Genomic DNA, 22,151 nt, shown 5'->3' with positions numbered 1-22,151 from the left:
GAATCGATAATTAATCAGGTAGACGGAACAGCGTACTGCTATCACAAGCAGCAACGAGTTCAGCTAATTGACGGCCATCCGGTAAGATCAGTGCGGGTGCTATGTCGTATAACGGAATGAGTACGAAAGCACGCTGTGTCATGCCGTAATGCGGAACGGTCAAACGTTCATCCTGAATCACTTGCTGTCCATATAAAAGTAAATCCAAGTCCAGCGTCCGTGGGCCCCAACGCTCATCTTTCCGTACACGACCTTGTTCCAGCTCTATGCGCTGCAGCTCATCGAGCAGCTGATGCGGAGATAAGGTCGTCTGCAGTTGCGCGACGGCATTCACGTAATCCGGCTGATCCTGCGGTCCCATCGGGGCAGAACTGTATTGTGGCGAGCAGGCAATCAACTTGCTGTCTGGCAAATGCTGCAATGCATCAATGGCGCGAAGGATCTGTTTTTTCGGATTAGACAGATTCGCGCCGAGAGCGACAAAGACGTCAGTCATTACGACGCTGGCCTGATTGCTGCGGATAACGGCGGCGGCGACGTGGACGTTTTCGTGGTGGATGCTCTTCGCTGTGACCCGGCTGCTCCGTCGCTGCGGCAGTGCCGCGAGTCGGCCGGACATGCGAAGGCTCGGGGCGAACAAAATCATGCGTTTGCTGATAATCCTGCCACCAGGCAACAATATCGCGCAGACGTGGTTCGACATGCGCTCGCAATTCGAGGAAGTCAAACGCCGCACGAAATTTCGGTTGTGCAAACAGTTTCTCTGCACGTTTGCCGGAATAACGGGGTAGACGCTCCTGCAATAACCAGATTTCCCGGACATCGCTGGTAAAACGACGCGGAATAGCAACCGTATGAATTTGCTGTTCAATCGCTTCATTCATGGCCATTTGCATGGAATCCTGAAACGGCAGATTGCTTTCGTTGCTGATTTCGCGCTGACGCAATGCGACAACACCCCAGAGCAGGGTGGCATAGAAGAAGGTCGGGGTCACCGGCTGGTCGGATGCGACGCGTTTATCTGAATTGGATAAGGCTTTTTCCAGAAAACGTTCGTAAGCCGAGTTACTGTCGGGGGTCAGCAGTTTGGCAACCTGAGGGAACAGTTGCTGGAATAAGCCAAATTTCCGCAGCAGATGGTAAGTGCTGAGTGCGTGTCCGGCCAGAAACAACTTGATCGTTTCTTCAAACAAACGGGCGGCAGGAATGTCTTGCAGCAGGGGGGCTAGGCGTGCAATCGGTTCTGCGCTGCGCTCACTGATTGTCAGGCCCAGTTTTGCGGCAAATCGTACGGCACGCAACATTCTGACCGGATCTTCCCGATAGCGGGTTTCCGGATCGCCGATCAGCTCCAGCTTACCGGCAGCCAGATCGTCCAGACCACCATGGAAGTCATGCAGTGAAAAATCTTTAATGTTGTAATACAACGCATTGACGGTGAAGTCGCGGCGTTCGGCGTCTTCTTCAATAGTGCCATATACGTTGTCACGCAATAGCATGCCTTCTTCCGATTGTTCCGCTATGTTTTTGCTGGTGTGAACCTGATGGTGATGACCTCGGAATGTCGCTACCTCGATGATATCCCGGCCAAAAACAATATGGGCCAGACGGAAGCGGCGTCCGATCAGGCGGCAATTATTGAACAATTTACGGATTTGCTCAGGGTGCGCATCTGTTACCACGTCAAAATCTTTGGGGATTTTTCCGAGCAATAAATCACGAACACCACCACCAACCAGATAGCCCTGATACCCGGCTTTATTCAGTCGGTATAATACCTTCAGTGCATTATCACTGATCATGCTGCGAGAGATCGTGTGCTGGTCTCGGGTTAAGATGCGCCGTTTTAAACCTGTTGCTGCTGGTTTGCTGCTGTTGGTAACACGCTGACGTTGAGATCCCGCGGGTGGTGTAGCGGTGTTTTTGGGTGTCGTTGGCGTCTCTTCTTTACCAAGCACTTTGCGATACAAATTGGCGATATGGGAAAAAATAGTACACCTCGGTATTTCTGACACAAAAAAGAGCGGGCGGTATGATAGCGCACCACAGCCGAAATGCGAACATCAGGGCTGACTTATCATGTTATTTTCAAAATTCCCGATAAATTATGCGGCTGTTCCTACTGTTTGACACACTTTTACCAACATTAACACAGATACTGCGCCTTAGATCGGTCGGGGAATGTTCAACAACAATGACGGAGAAAACATGAACATTTGGCGTTGGGGCGCATTAGTGGCGGTGGTGGCAGTTGTTGGTTATCGATTTTCTTTAAATGAGAAAACACAATCGACGGCGGCGGCAAAAAGAACAACGCAAGTCGTTGTTGCCTCAGTAAAAAGAGAAGACTTTAAAGCCAGCTGGCAGTCTGTCGGTCGTGTGGTGGCGAAATCTTCGGTAGATATCAAGCCGCGTATTGAAGGTCAGGTTGCGCGAATTTTGTTTGATGAAGGGGCCGAGGTCACTGCAGGGCAAGTGCTGGTTGAGCTTGACGACAGCGATTATCGGAATAAATGGCAGCAGGCGCAGGCAGTTTTACAACATGATCAGGCTTTATTGAAAAAGGCGGTGGCTGATCTTGATCGCGCTAAGGTGTTGTTGCAGAAAAAATTCATCTCTGATGCCGATATGAATGGTTATCAAGCAACTGCACAATCTATCGCCGCTCAGGTTAAACAGGATGATGCCAGTTTGGCTATTGCGGCCCGTAATCTGGATTACACCAAAATTAAAGCCCCGTTCAGCGGGCGGGTAGGGACACATCTCGTCTCTGTCGGCGCCACGGTACAGGCCTATAGCACCATATTGACCACGCTGAATCAGTTAGACCCTATCGCGGTCAGCTTTACCCTGCCGGAAAAATATCTCTCTGATATCGAAAAAACCTTACGAGTCGGTGCGTTGGAGGTAACAGCGCAAGTGAATAGTGGCAGCTTGGAAGAACAGCGTTCAGGTAAGGTTTCATTTCTGGATAATAATGTTGATAGCAACAGTGGTTCCGTCGCCTTAAAAGCCGATTTTAAAAACCCACACAATGACTGGTTGCCGGGGCAGTATGTCACGGTGCAGCTGGCGCCACGGACGTTAAAACAGGTGCTGGTAGTACCCGCTCAGGCATTGCAACAAGGGCCAGATGGGTTGCAATTATTCACGGTAGATAATGGCATTGCCACGCGAGTGGTAGTTCAGGAGCTCGCTTCTAATGAAGGTTGGAGTGCCGTTGAAGGCGAATTGCAGGCAGGTGATCAGGTTGTGACGGAGGGACAGTTTCGTCTGAATGACGGTTCCAGCGTGAATGTCGTGCATCCGGATAAGATGAAGAAAGCGCCTAAACCGGCTAAAACGACAACATCGGCTGCGGAGTAAAGATCATGCAACTTTCGATGTTATCGATTCGTCGACCAGTCATGACCTGTTTGTTGATGTCTTTTTTTACCTTGTTTGGGGTGCTGGCATATCAGGCATTACCGGTCAGTGAATTGCCGCAGATTGATTTTCCCACCATCAATATCACTGCCAGTTTGTCAGGCGCATCGCCGGAAACGATGGCATCGGCGGTGGCAACACCGCTCGAGGGCCAACTGGCTACAATTGCTGGAATCGACAATATCAGCTCGACGAGTTCTCAGGGAACGACGAAGATCACCATTCAGTTTGATTTGGATCGTAATATCGATGGTGCTGCATTGGACGTGCAAAGTGCCATTAGTGCAGCACAGCGCAAACTGCCTCAGAACATGACCTCTTTGCCATCGATGAAAAAAACAAATCCAGCTGATGCGCCGATATTTTATATTGCTCTTCATTCTGATTCGTTACCTATCTCAACCGTTACGGAATATGCCGAAAGCAAGCTGGCACAATCACTGTCCATGCTGCCTGGTGTGGCTCAGGTTGGGGTCTATGGTGCCAAACCCTATGCCGTACGTATTCAGGCCGATCCCGACAAACTGACGGCTCACAATCTGGGGCTGGATGAACTGGCGACTGCTGTGGCAAACAACAATGTAAATCAGCCGATCGGTGATCTGGATGGTGCGCATCGTAGTCTGAGTCTGCAAAGTAATGGGCAGTTAGAAAATGCAGCGGCGTATCGCAAATTGGTGATTGCTTATCACAATGGGGCTCCGCTTTATCTGACTGAAGTCGCCAACGTGCTGGATAGTGAAGAAAATACCCGGGTCGCCAGCTGGTTCGTGAATAAACCGGGCGTTATTCTGGCGGTACAGCGTCAACCGGGTGCCAATACCATCAGCACGGTTGATGCGGTCAAAAAAGCATTACCGCAATTTCAGGCCATTCTGCCTGACTCCATCCACATGGATATTCTTTACGATCGCAGCGAGTCAATACGCGCCTCGATCCATGATGTGCAGTTCACGTTGCTGCTTTCTTGCGCCTTAGTGGTGTTGGTGATCTGGTTATTCCTGCGTAACTTATCAGCCACGGTTATCCCTGCACTGGCCGTCCCGTTATCGGTATTGGGTGCCGTACCGGTCATGTATATCCTGAATTACAGTCTGGATAATTTGTCATTACTGGCGTTGACGCTGGCTGTGGGTTTCGTGGTCGATGATGCTATTGTCATGATGGAAAATATTGTCCGGCATATGGAAGAGGGTATGCCTGCGCTGCAGGCCGCACGCAAAGGGGCCCGCGAAATCGGGTTTACCATTCTATCGATGACGCTCTCTCTGGTTGCCGTGTTTATTCCCTTGTTGTTTATGGGGGGGCTGATGGGGCGGTTGCTGCATGAATTTGCGGTCACCATTAGCGCCGCCATTGCGGTATCGGGTCTGGTGTCGTTAACCTTGACTCCGATGCTTTGCAGTCGTGTATTACGTCCGCAACATGAAACGAAGGAACAGGGCGTTATTGCACAATGGCTGGAGCGAGCATTTGATTCGCTGACAGAAAATTACAGCCTCTCTTTGGTGAGCGCGTTGCGCCACCCTCGCATCGTCCTTGCGGTATTCTTGGCCTCTATCATTCTTTCTGTGTTGCTGTATCAGCAATTGCCGAAAGATTTCCTGCCGAGCACCGACAGTGGACAAATCACCCTGACAACCAAGGCGGCACCGGATACTTCGTTTGAAACATTGTCGCGCATGCAACAGCGGGTGGCCGAGATCATCCGTCAAGACCCTAACGTTGCGGCATTTATGTCGTCTGTCGGCAGTACCGGCCCGAACGGCAGTTCCAACGGCGGTTCCATGACGATTCGGCTGGTGCCTAGCAATCAACGGCCGTCAGCCGATCAGGTCATTGCCGAGTTACGCAAGAAAGTGTCACATATCCCCGGTATGAACGTGTTTTTGCGTAACCCGCCATCTATTCGTATTGGCGGTATGTCGACTGCCTCTGAATATCAATTCACACTGCAAAGTAACGATTTTGATGAATTGAAACTGTGGCATGATCGTTTCTTGAAGGCTATCCGGGCCATCCCCGGTTTGATGGATGTTACCAGCGATCAGGAAGTGGTGGGCGCGGGTCTCGCGGTTAAAGTAGATCGCGATAAATTGGCCAGTTATGGTTTAAATTACAGTCAGGTTGAAACGACACTGCAGAGTGCCTTCGCGGCCCGGCAAGTTTCGACCATTTATGCCGACACCAATCAATATGCCGTTATTCTTGAGGTATTACCTGAGTATCAGCAGCAAGCGGCAGATTTAAGCCGGATCCGTATTCGCAATAGTAATGGCGTGTTAATTAGTCTGGATACTGTCGCCAGCTACACACGACAACCACAAACGTTAACCGTCAATCATCTGGGAACATTACCTGCGGCAACCATCTCCTTCAATATGCGTCAGGGGATGGCTCTCAGTGATGCACTGGCGGCATTAGACAAGGTGAAGGAAGATCTATTACCGCCAGCAACGCTGGTGACCAGCTTGCAGGGGAGTGCGGCTGCATTTGCCGGTTCACAGTCTGGCATGATGGTGTTACTGCTCTTGGCGCTGCTGGTGGTTTATGGCGTATTGGGCATGTTATATGAGAGTTTTGTTCATCCCTTAACCATTCTTTCCGGTTTGCCCTCTGCCGGTTTAGGCGCTTTGGTGACCCTGTGGCTGTTCCAATTCCCGATCACCTTATATGCGTTTGTGGGGATCTTGCTGCTGATTGGCATCGTCAAGAAAAATGCCATCATGATGATCGATTTTGCTTTGGAGCGAGAGCGGGAAGGAATGGCGCCGGATCAGGCGATCCATCAGGCGTGTTTGATCCGTTTCCGCCCTATCATGATGACATCAATTGCCGCGCTGGCAGGTGCGTTACCGATCGCGCTGGGGTTGGGGGCTGGTGCAGAATTGCGTCAACCGCTGGGGGTCGCCATCGTGGGCGGGCTGTTACTGTCTCAGGTGGTCACGCTTTATCTGACCCCTGTGATTTATCATTATCTGGCTCCCTGGCACGCCAAACTTAATTTTCGTCACTAGGCGCGATGAACACTGGCGGTTGTCGGCACGCGTGACAACTGCCAGTGTGTGATGGCCCAGTCCAACAGGGCTTCCGCTGTCAGATCGAAACAATATTCAGGCAGTGGTTGCCCCAGAAAGGTCAAAACCTGGCATAGGGTTTCCACAACAGGTAAACCGTCAATGGCAGGCGCATGGTTCTGTTTGGATAATTTCAGCCCATTCTCTTGCAAGGCCAACGGCAGATGCAGCCAGTCTGGTTCAGTCCAGCCGAGTTGTTGATATAAGGCGATCTGACGCACGGTGGGTTCAAGCAGATCAGCCCCTCTGACCACTTCGGTAATACCGCTATCTGCATCATCAACCACCACGGCCAGGTTGTAAGCAAACAACCCATCCCGGCGTTTAAGAATAAAATCTTCTGCGGCTAAGCGATGTTCAACGTCAACTAAACCTAATAGTTGATCATGAAACGCATAACAGGGCGTAGTAAGGCGTAAGCGGACGGCGGCATCCTTGGCTGGATACTGTTTATCGCGGCAGGTTCCCTGATAAAAGCCCCCAGCGGCTTGAATCTGAGCGCGAGTACAACGGCAGTGGTAGGTTTTTCCTTGTCGATACAACTCGTCCAGAATGGCCTGATAACGCTCGTGTCGCTGGCTCTGATAAATAATCGGGCCATCCCAGTACAATCCAAAACGCTCAAGGGTTTGCAATATGCCCTTTGCGGCACCGGGCTGTTCTCTGGGCGGATCAAGATCTTCAATTCGTACCAGCCATTTTCCTTGCTGGGAGCGTGCACGCAGATAACTGCCTACCGCAGCAATCAGTGAACCAAAATGTAACGGGCCGGAAGGTGAGGGTGCAAAACGTCCGATATAAGTCATAATCTGTTTATAAAAACAAAAGGGAGCCGTGGCTCCCTTGTCATGGTGTCGTTGTTTAACCTACGAGCTGTTTTTCTTTAATTTCAGCCAGTGTTTTACAATCCACACACAGTTCTGCGGTTGGACGAGCCTCAAGGCGACGAATACCGATTTCTACACCGCAGGATTCACAATAACCGAAGTCATCTTCTTCCAGTTTTTTCAGCGTTTTTTCGATCTTTTTGATCAGCTTGCGCTCACGGTCACGCGCACGCAATTCCAACGCAAATTCTTCTTCCTGTGCTGCCCGGTCTACAGGATCCGGGAAGTTAGCCGCTTCATCTTTCATATGATCAACGGTACGGTCAACTTCTTCACGCAGCTGGGTTTTCCATGCTTCCAGAATCTTCCGGAAGTGCTCTTTCTGCTGGTCATTCATGTACTCCTCACCAGGGGCTACCTGATAAGGGGTGACGCCCGCGATGGCCAGCGGTCCCAGAGATTTTTTGTTATCTTCTGCTGACATGCCTATCTCCTACTTTTACATGACACAGCACGTCACTGTGTGCTGGCGATGAATTTTGAGGCCGGTATCTATATCAGATGCAGCCTCGTCTCGCAAATCCGTTGGCAAAAAATGTTAGCCAAGCCTGGATCTTAATCACAACCGCTTTAAGAAATTCCGGATCCTGATTGTGATTTTCAACAGGCACCACTTTATGGGGATGCGCTCATACTATTTCAATACTTTTAGCAAAATAAATTATCAAAATAGTGATAAACAGAGGCTTCCGTTTCCTACTATTTTAGTCCTGCTCAGACATTCACGTTTGGTTATGTCACAGAAATATGAACTATTGCTGCTTTTCCTGCAGAGATTGCTCAACTAACGGCCAACGCTGTAAAGGTGTGTAGCAAACGCCCTGTTCGGATGAGTTCGACTCATACAGAATAAACTCAGATACGGGTAAATTCAGCGTGGGTGCAGGTACGGTAGCTACGCCCTGTGCATGACGAAATAAGGTGATATGGGGGCGATAATCCGCACTGACCGGTAGATCCAATGCCTTGAGTGCGGAACCTAATTGATCGACCAGATTCAGCAGTGCGGCAGGGATGTGTTGAGGCCCGAGCCATAAACACTGCGCATGGCGGAACAAACCATATTGATCCAGAGTCACTTCGAAAGGGGAACCGTGCACCCCTTCGGCGGCTTGGTACAACTTGGGTAACAGATTGTCATCCTGCAGGCCAAGAAAATGCAGGGTTAGATGAAAATTATCCAACTTGACCGGTTTTCGGTGACCGTCACTATTTAACCTATGTTGGCAATCCTGCAGTTCAGCCGCTAGCGACTGAGCGGGTAAGGCGAAAAACAAACGGCGTAACATCAGCTGTCGGCCTGACCATTGTAAAGGATGCCCCCTTCCTGCAGATATAATTCGAGCACGGCTTTTCCTGCCAATTGCTGTACATGGCGTTCTACTTCAATTCCTGCATTCCGCAGATAATCATAAGATTGCTCAAAGACGGGGCCTTCATCAAAGCCTATCGCGCGCGCATCATCACCGGTAGCGGCGCAGACCAGACGTTTCACACCCGACCACAGAATGGCGCCCATGCACATGGCACAGGGTTCACAAGAGGTAAACAGCTCATAACCTTCTGTGGAGCTGGCCAAACTGAATTGATGCAAGCGTTGTTCACCTAACATGATGGCCATAACTTCACCATGTAATGTGGAGTTATTCTGGGACATGACCTGGTTAACCCCGACGCTCAATAATGCGCCCGTCTGCTGATGAACAATAATGGTACCAAAAGGGCCACCTGTCCCACGCAGCACATTTTGGCGAGCCAGTTCGATGGCCAGTGCCATCTTTTCTTCATCAGAATGTAATGTGCGTTGCCAGTCCACCACCTCGTTGATCCAGTCAGGCAAATGAATACTTAATTGTGCCTGTGGCGAATGAGTCATAGTTATATTGTGGTTTTGACACACGACGCGATACTCCTGATTTATTTCATCAACGGAGCGGCATAGTAGCATTAGTTCTACTAATAAAATTGTTCTGCTAATAAAAAAGCGGACGATGTAAACACCGTCCGCCCGAATCCAAGCGGGTTGACTTTACATTGCGGCACCATAATAAGCTGCGATATAAAGCGCCTTGACATCAGCCACCGTCGGTTTACCAGGGTTGGTCAAGGTACATGGATCTGCATGTGCATTTTCGCTCATGCGATTCAACACATCGCGAAATTTGCTCTCATCAAAATCAACTTCCTGACATTCTTTAAAGCAGCGCGGAATATTGAGTCTGGCGTTAAGTTGATGAACGGCTTCGGCCAGATCTGAAATGCCTAGCAACTGTTCCACACGTTCATATTTATGCGTGAATTGGCGGTTGAAGTTGATGATGTAAGGCATCAGGATTGCGTTTGCCAGTCCGTGTGTGACACCAAATTCGCCACCTATTTTGTGTGCCAGCGAATGGATTAAACCTAATGAGGCATTGGTGAACGCCATGCCAGCTAATGCCGAGGCATTATGCATATTGTAGCGTGCGGTTTTGTTGTGGGGTTCTGCGTAGGCGGTTTCCAGATTCTCCAGAACCAATTTAATGGCTTCAATGGCATAAGGATCGGTGAATGAGGTCGCTGCAATAGAGGCAACTGCCTCTGTGGCATGCGCCAGGACATCCATGCCTGTGTTGGCTGTAATATGTGCTGGCATAAACTCTGGTAAGGCCGGATCAAGAATCGCTAGATCAGGCACCATGTCTGCGGCCACAATCGGGTATTTGATGTGATTTTCGGTATCGGTAATGACCGAAAAGGCGGTGATTTCAGACGCGGTACCGCTGGTAGAAGGAATGGCAACAAAGCGAGCTTTATTCCGTAACGATGGCATGGAACCAACCGCAATAATATCTTCAAACTTCAAATGAGGGTGTTCATAAAAACACCACATTACCTTTGCTGCATCCAGTGCAGATCCCCCGCCGATAGCGACAATCCAGTCCGGTTCAAATTCCAGCATGGCCTTGGCACCACGCTGAACAGTTGCCACAGACGGATTAGGCTCCACACCATCAATCACAATGGTCGTCATACCGGCTTTGGCCAGTAATGCCTGTGCTTGTTCTAAAAAACCGAGGCGTTGCATCGAACTACCACCGGTAACTAGTGCAGCACGTTTACCCTTTAATGTGCTGAGAGTTTGCATGGCATTTTCGCCATAGACGATATCGCGTGGAACAGAAAAATGCATGACACTCATGAAACGCTCCTGCTGTTAGTTTTGAAGTGAAAGATGTATATGAAATAAGACTTTATTGAGTCTTAAACTAATATCATCTTCATTCAGAACCACAAGAACATCTTTGACTGACTTAACAGTATTTTTATTTTAAATATTAAAAAACGATAAAATTTTACTGTGCTTAATACGTTGTATTTAGAGCGTTAAAGTGGTCGAACACAAGAGGGATGGATCTTCATGACATTGACTGTGAATCACAACCCCGCAATGTTTTGAAAAGCCACAACAGCATTATTATCAGTGTGTTGCTTTACCAGCCAATCATGCATGGCGCGGGCGCTCATTAGCCCAGTTTGGCGTTTCCATAATGGTTTTTTTCGTTGTTCGTTACCATCCAGGGGCTTATAACAGATCCAACTGTTTTGTTGGTGTCCCATGTGTTTGGATACGCTAATAGTATTTGAAATATTGATAAACATAAGTGTCCTTTAATAAGCCGATTTCCATACAGGAATTGGCTTTTAGTTTGATTTAAGTTGAAAGTACGAAATATCGAATGAAAACGCTGAAATAACATCATTACGATGGAACTATTCTGAAACAACGAGACTTTCTATAGGAAAATGCAGAAGAGACGGTGTAGCGAGAGAAGTAGAATGGTTATGACACAATCATCAAGCGATTTCTAATATATAGTAAGGTTATCTCTGTGGCAAACATATTTATAATTCTGAATTATTTTTATCATTTTTATAACAATTACGTGTGTTTTTAAGCTGATTGTGGAACACAAAACGCACGTTTCCATTGGCTATGCCCGTTGATTGCGTAAAAATCGTGAGCGACCGAAGTGTTGGTTTTTTGTTACAGATTGTATAAATAATATACTTTTTCTGTTTTTATGTTATATATAAATTTTGTTCAAATCTGGAGAATCAAATGAATATAGTTTCATTCCACGAATTGACCAAAGAGCATATAGAGCAGGCTGATTTCATCTTTGCTGTTTATCAGGGTGTTCGACTAAATTTTTTATATGAACCGTCCAAAAAAGCGGTTAAAGATATTGCTGTATTCAGCAAAAGCAACAACATACCTAAAACACTGGAAGTTGTTGTATATGATTCAAGTGAGGATGTATTAGTTGCGCTGCGAGAAAAAATCCGTCTTTTAAATATCGAGTAATGATCTAAGTCATTAACATGTGTGACGTTTATACGTTTAATTGAAATGAATATAAGCATTCAACTTGTTCAGTAAGGTTTCCTATGGTTTTTCATCCTCAGGCAATACCATGGCATGTCGTTATATTTAACAATAATGATGAGACTCAATTTATTGCAAGTATGAATTTTACTGGCGAGCTCTATACAGCCTATATAAACAATCCTTTCTCCCCAGAGCATGCCCGTTACTATTACAAACATACAGATACTGATTCTATTTACTATTTATCACCCGAAGCTTCAGTGATTTCTCCTGATTTACTTAATAAATATGGGGCTCAGTTGCTGTTAGATGTACCGGATATCACGGAATTCGAGGAACACAAACTTTGATTGCTGATAATAGGTTTATGATGGGGGAGTGAGTTTTTGATTTGTTTTATATCGAAAAAGAAAAAGCCCTGTAAAAACAGGGCTTTAATGAAGTGGTGGAGCTGGCGGGATTTGAACCCGCGTCCGAAAAACCTACATCCTCAGTACTACATGCTTAGTCGTATCTTTACATTCGCCACCCAGCTGCGGACCGACACGCCACTGAATAACTAGTCTGATTAGTTTTAACGCTTCCACCCCAGACAAGGTTTCCACGCGATCCTATGAAAGATGACCTTCCAATCCCCTAGGACATAGGCAAGCTAGGGTAGAAGGGCTTCGAGCAGGTTATTAAGCTGCTAAAGCGTAAGTTTCGTCGTTTGCGACTATTTTTTGCGGTTTATTTACGAGGCCTACCGCACCTCGGCATGCACCTTGGGTTTCGAGTGTCCCGTCGAATCCAGAATCAGCCCCCAATGTGTTATTGTTACTATACCTCAGAAACAGATGCTATCCAAGATTATCTGCCTTTGTTTTTCATCATCCGTTCTTTGTCGCGTTGCCATTCACGCTCTTTCAGGTCTTCGCGTTTATCGTGTTCTTTCTTACCTTTAGCAAGACCAATTTCAACTTTGACCCAAGCCCGACTCCAATACATGGCTAATGGAATGAGGGTATAACCTTGACGTTCAACCAGGCCGATCAAGCGTTCCAATTCGCGTTTTTGTAGCAGCAATTTACGGATCCGCGTTGGATCGCATACTACATGAGTCGATGCAACATTCAGCGGGGTAATGGTGGCTCCAAACAAAAAGGCTTCACCATTCTGGACGAGCACATAGCTGTCACCAATATTGGCTTTGCCGGCACGCAGTGATTTAACTTCCCATCCTTGCAGAGATAAACCGGCTTCATATTTACTTTCAATAAAATATTCGTGGCGGGCTTTTTTGTTCAGCGCAATAGTACTGTCACCGCCTTTCTTTGTTTTGTCTTTACTCATGTCGCTGAAACCTTTTATAAATTTAAGCGCTACATTATACGTACTGTAATAAAGCTGTAAAACCAAAGCCACACAGGTTTAGCGAATGTTTGCTTCGTCATGCTAGAATTGTTGTAAGTAAAAGGAGTGATTATGGCGCGAGTTAACCGCAGTGCGCTGGTGATGTTCAGTGCAGAGCAAATGTTCAGATTAGTCAATGACGTAGAGGCTTATCCTTTCTTTTTGCCAGGATGTGTCAATGGACAGATCCTTGAAAAATCGACTGACCAAATGGTAGCTGTAGTCAGCGTATCTAAAGCCGGAATTCAAAAAACATTTACTACCAAAAATACCTTAATGCCTTTTAACGCTATCAATATGGAGTTGGTAGAAGGGCCTTTCAAGATGTTACGTGGTATCTGGCGTTTCATCTCACTTGATGAACAAGCCTGTAAAATTGAACTAGATCTAGAGTTTGAGTTTAAGTCTGTCATGATTGAATTGGCTTTTGGAAAGATATTTAAAGAACTCACGGGTGCAATGGTGCAAGCATTCACTCAACGGGCAAAAGAGGTTTACGGTGTCTGATCTGCTGCAAATTGAAATCGTTTATGCATTGCCTATGCAACAAACAACGCTCGTGTTGAAAGTAAGCGCAGGATGTAGTGTCGAGGATGCGATTCGCGAATCAGGAATATTGGCGAGACATCCTGAAATTGATTTAGCGGTGAATAAAGTGGGTTTATTTGGTCGGGTTGTGCCATTGAGCACACCACTTAACCATGCAACCCGGATTGAAATTTATCGCCCCTTATTAGCTGATCCAAAAGAAATTCGCCGACAACGGGCTGAAAAAGCAAAATTACAGACATTGAAATAATTAAGCCGTCAGAAACTGACGGCTTAAACAATCCTGCACACTCAAATAATCAGAGTGGTTTGTAGAAATCTACCGGAGTGCGGAAATCACCGGAAATAGCGGCTAAACGATCATTTTTGAACATCAGACGCATGTCTTTCCGTTCCGCATCACCCCAGCCGGGTTTGAGATAATAGATGTAATACCAGACATTGGGATCGTTTTGGTCAGTTACCATTGAACTTCCCATTACATATTCCACTTGTTCCTTTGTCATACCAACGCGCAGTTGATCGACTTGTTTCTGTTCGACATAGTTACCTTGTGGAATATCAATACGATAAACGCAACCAGTCATGGTCGAGATCATCAGGCTGGCTAACAGTGCGATTACCCATTTGCGATTTTGCATGTCTGTTCTTCTTTGTCCGACAGTCAATTAAGCTGCTCAGATGATAACGGGTAAATATCCTCAGGGAAAGGGTTAGCCACTGATCAGCAACTCTCGGGCATTCGCTAATGTATTGGATGTGATCTGATCACCACCCAATAAACGGGCTAATTCCTGCAGTCGTGTCTCTGTATCCAGTAATTTCATCGACGTTTCTGTTTGCTGACCATCTGTTTGTTTGGCTACCAAATATTGCTGGTGTCCATGCCCTGCTACTTGCGGTAAGTGGGTTACAACTAACACCTGGGTTGACTGGCCGAGTTTGCGTAACATTTTGCCAACAATAGACGCTGTACCACCACTGATGCCTACATCGACTTCGTCAAAAATGAGGGTGGGTGTCGCCACGCGTTGCGCCGTAATAACCTGGATGGCCAAGCTGATTCGGGATAATTCACCTCCGGATGCAACTTTGGCGAGACCTTGCAATGGCTGCCCTGGATTGGTAGAAACTTGGAACTCTGGAATATCCAGCCCCAGAGCTGTCGGTGTTGGAGTCTCCTGAGGATGAAACACGATTTCCAATCGGCCATCAGGCATATTTAATTGGCTGATTTGACCGGTAATCTGCTGACTGAGTTCTGCCGCATAACGCTGCCTGCTTGCGGACAATTTATTGGCGGCTGCAAGATAATCTTCGCGGGCATTGTGCAGTGCCGTTGCCAGCTCCTGTAAACGCTCATCGGCTGCACTTAATTCAGTTAATTCTTGACGTAATAACCGGTGTTTTTCTGCCAGTTCTTCCGGTCTGACATGATGTTTCCTCGCTAATTCCATTATTTTTGAAAGACGAGTTTCAACTTCGACGAAACGAGACGGATCAAGATCCAGGTTGTCGAGATAACTTCTTAATTCATAATGGCTTTCTTCAATTTGGATCTGGGCGTCTTGCAGCATCTGCATGACATTCTTTAAGTGAGGGTCGAATTCACTTAACGGGCTTAGTTTATCGAGGACATTTTTCATCAATACACTGATAGTGACATCGTCACCATCATGTAATTGTTGCAAACAATAGTGGCTGTCATTACGTAATGATTCACTATTAGCTAGTCGGGTGTGTTCTGCTTCAATTTCGATAAATTCGTTTGGCTGTAAAGCAAACTCATCCAGTTCGTGTACTTGGTATTCTAATAACTGCAATCGGGCCTGACGCTGTTCCTGCGCTTGGCGCAAACGTTGCCGTTCTGCATGTAAACTCCGCCAGTTTTGGTAGTGCTGGCGAGTTAACTCGAGTAATCCCTGATGATTGGCATAAGCATCCAGAACCGCTAACTGATATTCGGGCTTTAACAATAATTGGTGAGCATGTTGGCCGTGAATATTGATCAGGGTGTTGCCCAGTTGCTTGAGCTGATTTAAAGGAACGGGGGTGCCATTGATATAGGCTCTGGAGCGTCCTTCTTGCGTCACGATGCGTCGTAAAATGCATTCGTCCTGAGTGTCTAGTTCATTGGCTTGAAGCCATTGCTGAGCATGAATATTTTTTTCAATATTAAAGCGGGCAATAACTTCCGCTTTTTCAGCACCGTATCGCAACATGCCTGCATCTGCTCGTTCTCCGAGACACAGACCCAATGCATCAATCGCGATAGATTTTCCTGCGCCGGTTTCACCAGTGACACAGGTCATACCATCGCGAAGATCCAGCTCTAGAAAACGAACAATTGCAAAATTATGAATAGTGAGTTGAGTCAGCATACCAAGCAGGCCCCTCTGCAGATAAACTATTTTGAGTATATACTGTATGTAAATACAGTAAAGGGGCGTGAGGGAATTTTTACTGTATATTAAAACAGTTGATTGCTCCAGCCTAGTTTTGTGCGCAATACGTTAAAGTAATCGTAATCTTTAGGATGCAGTAACGTTAACTGATGTGGTGCGCGCCGAATAATAATCTCATCACCGGGATGGACTGATAATGTAACATGGCCATCGCAACTGACATGCAACTGATCGTCATGATTATCTGGTGATATCACCAGCTTAACCTGTCGATGTGCATCAATAACAATGGGACGACAGCTCAAGGTATGCGGGAACATTGGTACTAAAGTCATTACATCCAATTGTGGCATTAAGATTGGCCCACCAGCGGAAAGCGCATATGCGGTAGACCCTGTTGGGGTGGAAATTATCATGCCGTCAGCACGCTGGCTAAATACAAAGCTATCATCAATATAGACAGAGTATTCAATCATGTGTGCGATTTTGCCTGGATGTAACACAGCCTCATTCAATGCCGTATTCGATGATTTCACTTCACCATGCCGATAGATGGTGGTTTCTAGCAAAAAACGATGTTCGGATTGATAATCGCCCGCTAAAACTTGTTGCAGTGAAGTTTTGAAATCATGTGGCGATAAATCGGTCAGGAATCCTAAATTACCGCGGTTTACACCAATAACCGGTACATCATAGCGAGCTAAAACTCGCGCCGCGCCCAGCATATGGCCGTCACCACCCACGATAATGGCTAAATCTGCGATTTTCCCTAATTCGACAATATCCAGACAATCACCAGGTTCACATGGGAGTTGGCGTGCTAATTTGGTTTCCGTCAGTACCCGATAACCCAGATCATGTAAAAATTCATACAATGCTCTGATGGTTTGCTGTACTTCATCATTGTTTGCTTTACCCAGTAATGCCAGCGTACGAAAAGTCTGAGTCATGACTACATTCCGAAAATGACAATGATGGCAGTATAACTCTTTTACCTGTTGAACCAATAAATTACCTGCAGATGCAAAATAGCCTCTTGAAAATATCAATGCCATCCCCATATTTGTGCCATTCAGTGATATTCAGGTAGTAAAAGATGACAAATCAAGAACCGATTAATCAGGACACTCAGACTACAGAGGCGCAGGAACAAGAAACTGTTGCTATCGAAGGCGTAGCGATTGATCCCGCTTATGTTGTTGAACTAGAACAAAAACTGGAACAGGCAAACAGCATCGCTGCTGATGAAAAAGATCGCGCATTAAGAACTGTTGCTGAAATGGAAAATTTACGTCGTCGTACGGCGTTAGATGTTGAAAAAGCACATAAATTTGCTTTGGAGAAATTTGCAACAGAACTGCTTCCTGTTCTGGATAATTTGGAACGAACTCTGTTGGTTGCCGATAAAGAAAATGAAGTCGTCAAACCGCTGGTGGAAGGCGTGGAGCTGACGTTGAAATCAATGGCAAACAGCGTGGCCAAATTTGGCGTGACCGCCATTGATCCACAAGGTCAGTTATTTGACCCGAATCAGCATCAGGCCATGAGCATGGTTGAGAATGCCGATGTTGCACCGAATACAGTTATTGCGGTCATGCAAAAAGGTTATGAGCTGAATGGCCGGGTGATCCGTCCAGCCATGGTCATGGTCAGCAAAGCGCCATCAGCCAGTGTCGATGTAGAAGTTTAATTTATTGTCCCTCTTGAATCGATGCGGGGACAACACCATATAACAATCAACGCCGTTGCGTGGGTGAACTTGAAAAAAAAGATTCAGTCCCCACATAGCTGATAACGGTTTAAATGCAGTAAGAAATTCTGGAGACATATCAAATGGGTAAGATCATCGGTATTGACCTGGGCACCACCAACTCTTGTGTAGCAATTCTGGATGGTGACACCGCTCGTGTAATTGAAAATGCGGAAGGCGATCGCACAACTCCTTCCATCATTGCTTACACCGATGATGGTGAAATTCTGGTAGGTCAACCAGCGAAACGTCAGGCAGTGACTAACCCTAAAAACACGCTGTATGCGATCAAACGTCTGATCGGTCGCCGCTATGAAGATGAAGAAGTACAACGTGATATCAAAATCATGCCGTTCGATATCGTGCGTGCTGACAACGGTGATGCATGGGTTGACGTAAAAGGCCGTAAATTGGCGGCACCTCAGATTTCAGCTGAAGTGCTGAAAAAAATGAAGAAAACTGCGGAAGATTTTCTGGGTGAGCCAGTTACTGAAGCCGTAATTACAGTGCCTGCTTATTTCAACGATGCACAACGTCAGGCCACCAAAGATGCGGGTCGTATCGCGGGTCTGGATGTAAAACGAATCATCAACGAACCAACAGCGGCTGCATTTGCTTACGGCGTGAACAAAGTTAAAGGCGAACGTAAAATCGCAGTTTATGACTTGGGTGGTGGTACATTCGATATCTCTATCATCGAAATTGATGAAATGGATGGCGAAAAAACCTTCGAAGTATTGTCAACCAACGGTAACACCCATTTGGGCGGTGAAGATTTTGACAACCGTCTGATCAATTATCTGGTTGAAGAATTCAAACGTGAACAGGGTATTGATCTGCGTAAAGATCAGCTGGCTCTGCAACGTCTGAAAGATGCAGCAGAAAAAGCGAAAATCGAGCTGTCATCTGCTCAGCAGACAGAAGTGAATCTGCCATATATTACCGCAGACGCTACTGGTCCTAAACACATGAACATCAAAGTGACTCGTGCCAAGCTGGAATCACTGGTTGAGGATCTGGTGAAGCAGTCTATCGAACCACTGAAAATTGCATTGAAAGATGCAGGCCTGTCAGTCAGCGAACTGGATGACATCATTCTGGTTGGTGGTCAGACTCGTATGCCAATGGTTCAGAAAGCGGTTGCTGATTTCTTCGGTAAAGAACCTCGTAAAGACGTAAACCCTGACGAAGCTGTTGCTATGGGTGCGGCAATCCAGGGCGGTGTACTGGCGGGTGAAAAACACGACGTACTGCTGCTGGACGTGACACCACTGTCACTGGGTATCGAAACCATGGGTAGCGTAATGACTACGCTGATTGAGAAAAACACCACGATTCCAACCAAAAAATCGCAAGTGTTCTCAACTGCCGACGACAATCAGTCTGCCGTAACTATCCATGTACTGCAGGGTGAGCGTAAACGCGCTTCTGATAATAAATCACTGGGGCAGTTCAATCTGGAAGGTATCCGTCCAGCACCACGTGGTTTGCCTCAGATTGAAGTGACTTTTGACATCGATGCTGATGGTATTCTGCATGTTGGTGCGAAAGACAAAGATACCGGCAAAGAACAAAACATCACCATTCAGGCTTCTTCTGGCTTGTCTGATGATGAAATCCAACGCATGGTTCGTGAAGCTGAAGCAAATCTGGCAGAAGATAAGAAATTTGAAGAACTGGTTCAGGCCCGTAACCACGCAGATGCTTTAGTGCATGCAACACGCAAGCAGATCACTGAAGCAGGCGATGCATTGCCTGCGGATGAAAAAGCGAAAATTGAAAGTGCAGTGAAAGCACTGGAAGATGCCGTCAAGGGTGATGATAAAGCCGTTATCGAAGCTAAACAGCAAGAGCTGATGACTGCATCTCAAAAACTGATGGAAATTGCACAGCAACAAGCGCAACAACATCAGGCCCACGCACATTCAGGTGCTGAGGCTGGTGCGGAAACTGCTGGTAACAAAGCTCACGATGATGTTGTTGATGCCGAGTTTGAAGAAGTTAAAGACGACAAAAAATAAGCATTAACGATCATTGGCAGTAATTACGGGCGTTGGGTAACCAACGCCCGTCTGTCTATCCAAAAGGTATGGATAATTCACTATGGCAAAGCGAGATTATTACGAAATATTAGGGGTTGAACGCTCTGCCGATGAGCGTGAAATCAAGAAAGCCTATAAACGGCTGGCGATGAAATATCACCCAGATCGCAATCCTGATAATCCGGAAGCGGAAGAAAAATTTAAAGAAGCCAAAGAAGCCTATGAAATTCTGACCGATGCTCAGAAACGTGCCGCCTACGACAAATTTGGTCATGCGGGCGTTGATCCAAATCAGGCAGGTCCAGGTGGTTTTGGTGGTGGGGCTGATTTTGGCGATGTATTCGGTGATATTTTTGGTGACATCTTTGGCGGTGGACGCCGTAGCCAGCGAGCTGCACGAGGTGCCGATCTCCGTTACAACATGGAACTGACTCTCGAAGAGGCTGTTCGAGGTGTCAGCAAAGAGATCAAAGTTCCTACGCTGGTTGAATGTGATGAATGCCATGGTTCCGGGGCTCGTTCAGGTACATCGGCACAGACGTGTCCAACCTGTCATGGTTCCGGTCAAGTTCAAATGCGGCAAGGCTTCTTTGCTGTAACTCAGGCGTGTCCGCATTGTCATGGTAAAGGCAAGATCATTACTGACCCATGTCGGAAATGTCATGGCGATGGTCGAGTTCAAAAAACTAAAACATTATCAGTTAAGATCCCTGCAGGCGTCGATACAGGTGATCGTATTCGTTTGGCTGGAGAAGGTGAGGCTGGAGAGTTCGGTGCACCGGCTGGTGATTTGTATGTACAGGTGCACGTCAAAGAACATCCAATTTTTGTCCGGGATGGTAATAACCTGTATTGTGAAATTCCGATCAGCTTTACTACAGCCGCTTTGGGTGGTGAGGTAGCCGTACCAACACTGGATGGCCGGGTGATGCTGAAAATCCCATCCGAAACTCAGACAGGGCGGATGTTCCGTTTACGGGGTAAAGGTGTTCGTTCATTGCGGTCGGGTAGTGAAGGTGATTTACTGTGTAAAGCGGTTGTTGAAACACCAGTGAAACTGAGCGACGAACAAAAGGAATTGCTGAAACAACTGGAAGACTCCTTGAATGGTTCTGGCGTGAAAACACATAAGCCAAAGGCAGAAGGATTCTTTGAAGGTGTTAAGCGCTTCTTTGATGATCTGACTGGCTAAAACGATGGGTGTCTGTTTGTTTAAGACGGACACTGATGTATAGTCAGACATTCCATTTTTGCAGTGAGATGATATGAATTTCGTTCATATCATCTTTTCTTATTTGCGTTGGTTTAACGCTTTGATCGTACAATTAGGTTCAGGAATATGAGTCAGACACCAATGACCGTGCTCGGCGCGGAAAAATTACGCGAAGAACTAGAACAACTGAAGACAGTACAGCGCCCACAAATCATCCAGGCAATAGCTGAAGCCCGCGCACATGGTGACCTAAAAGAAAATGCTGAATACCACGCGGCACGGGAACAACAAGGTTTCTGTGAAGGTCGAATTCAGGAAATTGAAGCTAAATTATCAAATGCCCAGATCATTGATGTGACTAAATTACCAAATACAGGTCGCGTAATTTTTGGTTCTACCGTGACAGTACTGAAATGTGATACGGAAGAAGAGATCACTTATCGTATTGTGGGTGATGATGAATCTGATATTAAGTCAGGAATGCTCTCTATTAACTCACCGATTGCTCGTGGACTGATTGGTAAAGAAGTTGATGATGTTGCAACTATTACCACACCTGCGGGTAAAGTCGATTTTGAGATTGTGCAGGTCGAATATATCTAATGACGATAGCCTTAATGACAAACGCCATCTGCTGTAACTCGTTGCAACAGATGGCGTTGTTGTTTTTATTTCGGAATATGGATCTTCTTTTCTTCAGAAGGACGGAACAAAGTTAAGACATTGCCCATGACCTGAACTTGTACAGCTTTGGTTTCTCGAACAATGGCATCAACGATTAATTTCTTAGTCTCGCGATCAGCCGCTGAAACCTTAACTTTGATTAACTCATGATGGTTTAGTGCCGAATCGATCTCGGCCAGCACCCCTTCAGTTAGTCCATGCTGACCCAGCATGACAACTGGTTTCAGGTCATGAGCCAGTCCTTTCAAATATTGCTTTTGTTTGGTTGTTAAATTCATGGCACTATTTCTTCTGTATTAAATATTGAAAACGCCACATTTTAACCCCATCTACACTTTAATACTAATAGGGTTC

Annotated in this window: 23 protein-coding genes and 1 other RNA gene; 10 read left to right on the top strand and 14 right to left on the bottom strand. The window is 46.5% G+C overall.

Annotation, left to right across the window (positions count from 1 at the left end; all coding sequences use genetic code 11):
* Positions 1-10: 10 nt before the first annotated feature.
* Entirely contained in the window at positions 11-496 is a 486-nt protein-coding gene (gene folK / locus H027_RS0103605; RefSeq protein ID WP_024871172.1) for a 2-amino-4-hydroxy-6-hydroxymethyldihydropteridine diphosphokinase, read from the bottom strand.
* Positions 489-2,006, bottom strand: a complete 1,518-nt coding sequence (pcnB, locus tag H027_RS0103600; protein ID WP_024871171.1) for a polynucleotide adenylyltransferase PcnB — start codon at positions 2,004-2,006, stop codon at positions 489-491. The genes folK and pcnB overlap by 8 nt, the downstream gene beginning before the upstream one ends.
* Positions 2,007-2,208: 202 nt before the next feature.
* Between pcnB and H027_RS0103595 the strand changes: the two genes are divergently transcribed.
* Entirely contained in the window at positions 2,209-3,366 is a 1,158-nt protein-coding gene (locus H027_RS0103595) for an efflux RND transporter periplasmic adaptor subunit (protein ID WP_024871170.1), read from the top strand.
* 5 nt (positions 3,367-3,371) lie between these two features.
* Positions 3,372-6,443 (top strand): efflux RND transporter permease subunit, encoded by a 3,072-nt coding sequence (locus tag H027_RS0103590; RefSeq protein WP_024871169.1) that lies wholly within the window; start codon positions 3,372-3,374, stop codon positions 6,441-6,443.
* Here H027_RS0103590 and gluQRS read toward each other — a convergent pair.
* The 6 genes from gluQRS to H027_RS0103560 form a co-directional block, all read right to left on the bottom strand.
* Positions 6,440-7,309: a tRNA glutamyl-Q(34) synthetase GluQRS gene (gene gluQRS, locus H027_RS0103585; RefSeq protein ID WP_024871168.1), complete on the bottom strand. Its 870-nt coding sequence runs from the start codon at positions 7,307-7,309 to the stop codon at positions 6,440-6,442. The two genes, H027_RS0103590 and gluQRS, sit on opposite strands and share 4 nt — an antisense overlap.
* A gap of 55 nt (positions 7,310-7,364) precedes the next feature.
* On the bottom strand, positions 7,365-7,814 hold the full coding sequence (gene dksA / locus H027_RS0103580; RefSeq protein ID WP_024871167.1) for an RNA polymerase-binding protein DksA: 450 nt from the start codon (positions 7,812-7,814) through the stop codon (positions 7,365-7,367).
* 328 nt (positions 7,815-8,142) lie between these two features.
* Positions 8,143-8,679, bottom strand: a complete 537-nt coding sequence (gene thpR / locus H027_RS0103575; RefSeq protein WP_024871166.1) for an RNA 2',3'-cyclic phosphodiesterase — start codon at positions 8,677-8,679, stop codon at positions 8,143-8,145.
* Positions 8,679-9,266: a nucleoside deaminase gene (locus H027_RS0103570; RefSeq protein ID WP_038149151.1), complete on the bottom strand. Its 588-nt coding sequence runs from the start codon at positions 9,264-9,266 to the stop codon at positions 8,679-8,681. The genes thpR and H027_RS0103570 overlap by 1 nt, the downstream gene beginning before the upstream one ends.
* Positions 9,267-9,419: 153 nt before the next feature.
* Positions 9,420-10,571: an iron-containing alcohol dehydrogenase gene (locus H027_RS0103565; RefSeq protein WP_024871164.1), complete on the bottom strand. Its 1,152-nt coding sequence runs from the start codon at positions 10,569-10,571 to the stop codon at positions 9,420-9,422.
* Positions 10,572-10,807: 236 nt separating this feature from the next.
* Positions 10,808-11,032, bottom strand: a complete 225-nt coding sequence (locus H027_RS0103560) for a hypothetical protein (RefSeq protein ID WP_024871163.1) — start codon at positions 11,030-11,032, stop codon at positions 10,808-10,810.
* Between the two features lie 460 nt (positions 11,033-11,492).
* Between H027_RS0103560 and H027_RS0103555 the strand changes: the two genes are divergently transcribed.
* Together H027_RS0103555 and H027_RS0103550 are read left to right on the top strand one after the other, a co-directional pair.
* Positions 11,493-11,738 carry a hypothetical protein gene (locus tag H027_RS0103555; RefSeq protein ID WP_024871162.1) on the top strand — a complete coding sequence of 82 codons (246 nt, stop codon included), beginning with the start codon at positions 11,493-11,495 and terminating at the stop codon, positions 11,736-11,738.
* Between the two features lie 83 nt (positions 11,739-11,821).
* Entirely contained in the window at positions 11,822-12,112 is a 291-nt protein-coding gene (locus H027_RS0103550) for a hypothetical protein (RefSeq protein WP_024871161.1), read from the top strand.
* A 93-nt stretch (positions 12,113-12,205) separates the two neighbouring features.
* On the opposite strand, the gene ssrA is transcribed toward H027_RS0103550, so the two are convergent.
* Positions 12,206-12,565, bottom strand: a transfer-messenger RNA (tmRNA) gene (gene ssrA, locus H027_RS18635).
* Between the two features lie 46 nt (positions 12,566-12,611).
* On the bottom strand, positions 12,612-13,094 hold the full coding sequence (smpB, locus tag H027_RS0103545; protein WP_024871160.1) for an SsrA-binding protein SmpB: 483 nt from the start codon (positions 13,092-13,094) through the stop codon (positions 12,612-12,614).
* A gap of 132 nt (positions 13,095-13,226) precedes the next feature.
* Between smpB and H027_RS0103540 the strand changes: the two genes are divergently transcribed.
* Positions 13,227-13,661 carry an SRPBCC family protein gene (locus H027_RS0103540; protein ID WP_024871159.1) on the top strand — a complete coding sequence of 145 codons (435 nt, stop codon included), beginning with the start codon at positions 13,227-13,229 and terminating at the stop codon, positions 13,659-13,661.
* Positions 13,654-13,953, top strand: a complete 300-nt coding sequence (locus tag H027_RS0103535; protein ID WP_024871158.1) for an RnfH family protein — start codon at positions 13,654-13,656, stop codon at positions 13,951-13,953. The genes H027_RS0103540 and H027_RS0103535 overlap by 8 nt, the downstream gene beginning before the upstream one ends.
* 49 nt (positions 13,954-14,002) lie before the next feature.
* Here the strand turns inward: H027_RS0103535 and H027_RS0103530 are convergent, their stop codons facing one another.
* The 3 genes from H027_RS0103530 to nadK all read right to left on the bottom strand — a co-directional run bounded on the left by H027_RS0103530 (position 14,003) and on the right by nadK (position 17,058).
* Positions 14,003-14,344: an outer membrane protein assembly factor BamE gene (locus H027_RS0103530; RefSeq protein ID WP_024871157.1), complete on the bottom strand. Its 342-nt coding sequence runs from the start codon at positions 14,342-14,344 to the stop codon at positions 14,003-14,005.
* Positions 14,345-14,416: 72 nt separating this feature from the next.
* The gene (gene recN / locus H027_RS0103525) at positions 14,417-16,084 is read right to left on the bottom strand and encodes a DNA repair protein RecN (protein WP_024871156.1); all 1,668 of its coding nucleotides are present in this window, start codon (positions 16,082-16,084) and stop codon (positions 14,417-14,419) included.
* A gap of 89 nt (positions 16,085-16,173) precedes the next feature.
* The gene (gene nadK, locus H027_RS0103520; RefSeq protein ID WP_024871155.1) at positions 16,174-17,058 is read right to left on the bottom strand and encodes an NAD(+) kinase; all 885 of its coding nucleotides are present in this window, start codon (positions 17,056-17,058) and stop codon (positions 16,174-16,176) included.
* Between the two features lie 146 nt (positions 17,059-17,204).
* Between nadK and grpE the strand changes: the two genes are divergently transcribed.
* The 4 genes from grpE (at position 17,205) to greA (ending at position 21,716) form a co-directional block, all read left to right on the top strand.
* Positions 17,205-17,798, top strand: coding sequence for a nucleotide exchange factor GrpE (gene grpE, locus H027_RS0103515; RefSeq protein ID WP_038149149.1), 594 nt, complete (start codon positions 17,205-17,207; stop codon positions 17,796-17,798).
* A gap of 143 nt (positions 17,799-17,941) precedes the next feature.
* On the top strand, positions 17,942-19,879 hold the full coding sequence (gene dnaK, locus H027_RS0103510; protein ID WP_024871153.1) for a molecular chaperone DnaK: 1,938 nt from the start codon (positions 17,942-17,944) through the stop codon (positions 19,877-19,879).
* 82 nt (positions 19,880-19,961) lie between these two features.
* Positions 19,962-21,092 (top strand): molecular chaperone DnaJ, encoded by a 1,131-nt coding sequence (gene dnaJ, locus H027_RS0103505; protein WP_024871152.1) that lies wholly within the window; start codon positions 19,962-19,964, stop codon positions 21,090-21,092.
* Positions 21,093-21,239: 147 nt separating this feature from the next.
* Positions 21,240-21,716, top strand: coding sequence for a transcription elongation factor GreA (greA, locus tag H027_RS0103500; RefSeq protein WP_024871151.1), 477 nt, complete (start codon positions 21,240-21,242; stop codon positions 21,714-21,716).
* 65 nt (positions 21,717-21,781) lie between these two features.
* On the opposite strand, the gene yhbY is transcribed toward greA, so the two are convergent.
* The gene (gene yhbY, locus H027_RS0103495) at positions 21,782-22,075 is read right to left on the bottom strand and encodes a ribosome assembly RNA-binding protein YhbY (RefSeq protein ID WP_024871150.1); all 294 of its coding nucleotides are present in this window, start codon (positions 22,073-22,075) and stop codon (positions 21,782-21,784) included.
* Positions 22,076-22,151 lie beyond the last annotated feature (76 nt).

Source organism: Tolumonas lignilytica (genome assembly GCF_000527035.1).
GTDB lineage: Bacteria > Pseudomonadota > Gammaproteobacteria > Enterobacterales > Aeromonadaceae > Tolumonas > Tolumonas lignilytica.
This window is presented reverse-complemented; position numbering and strand designations above follow the sequence as displayed.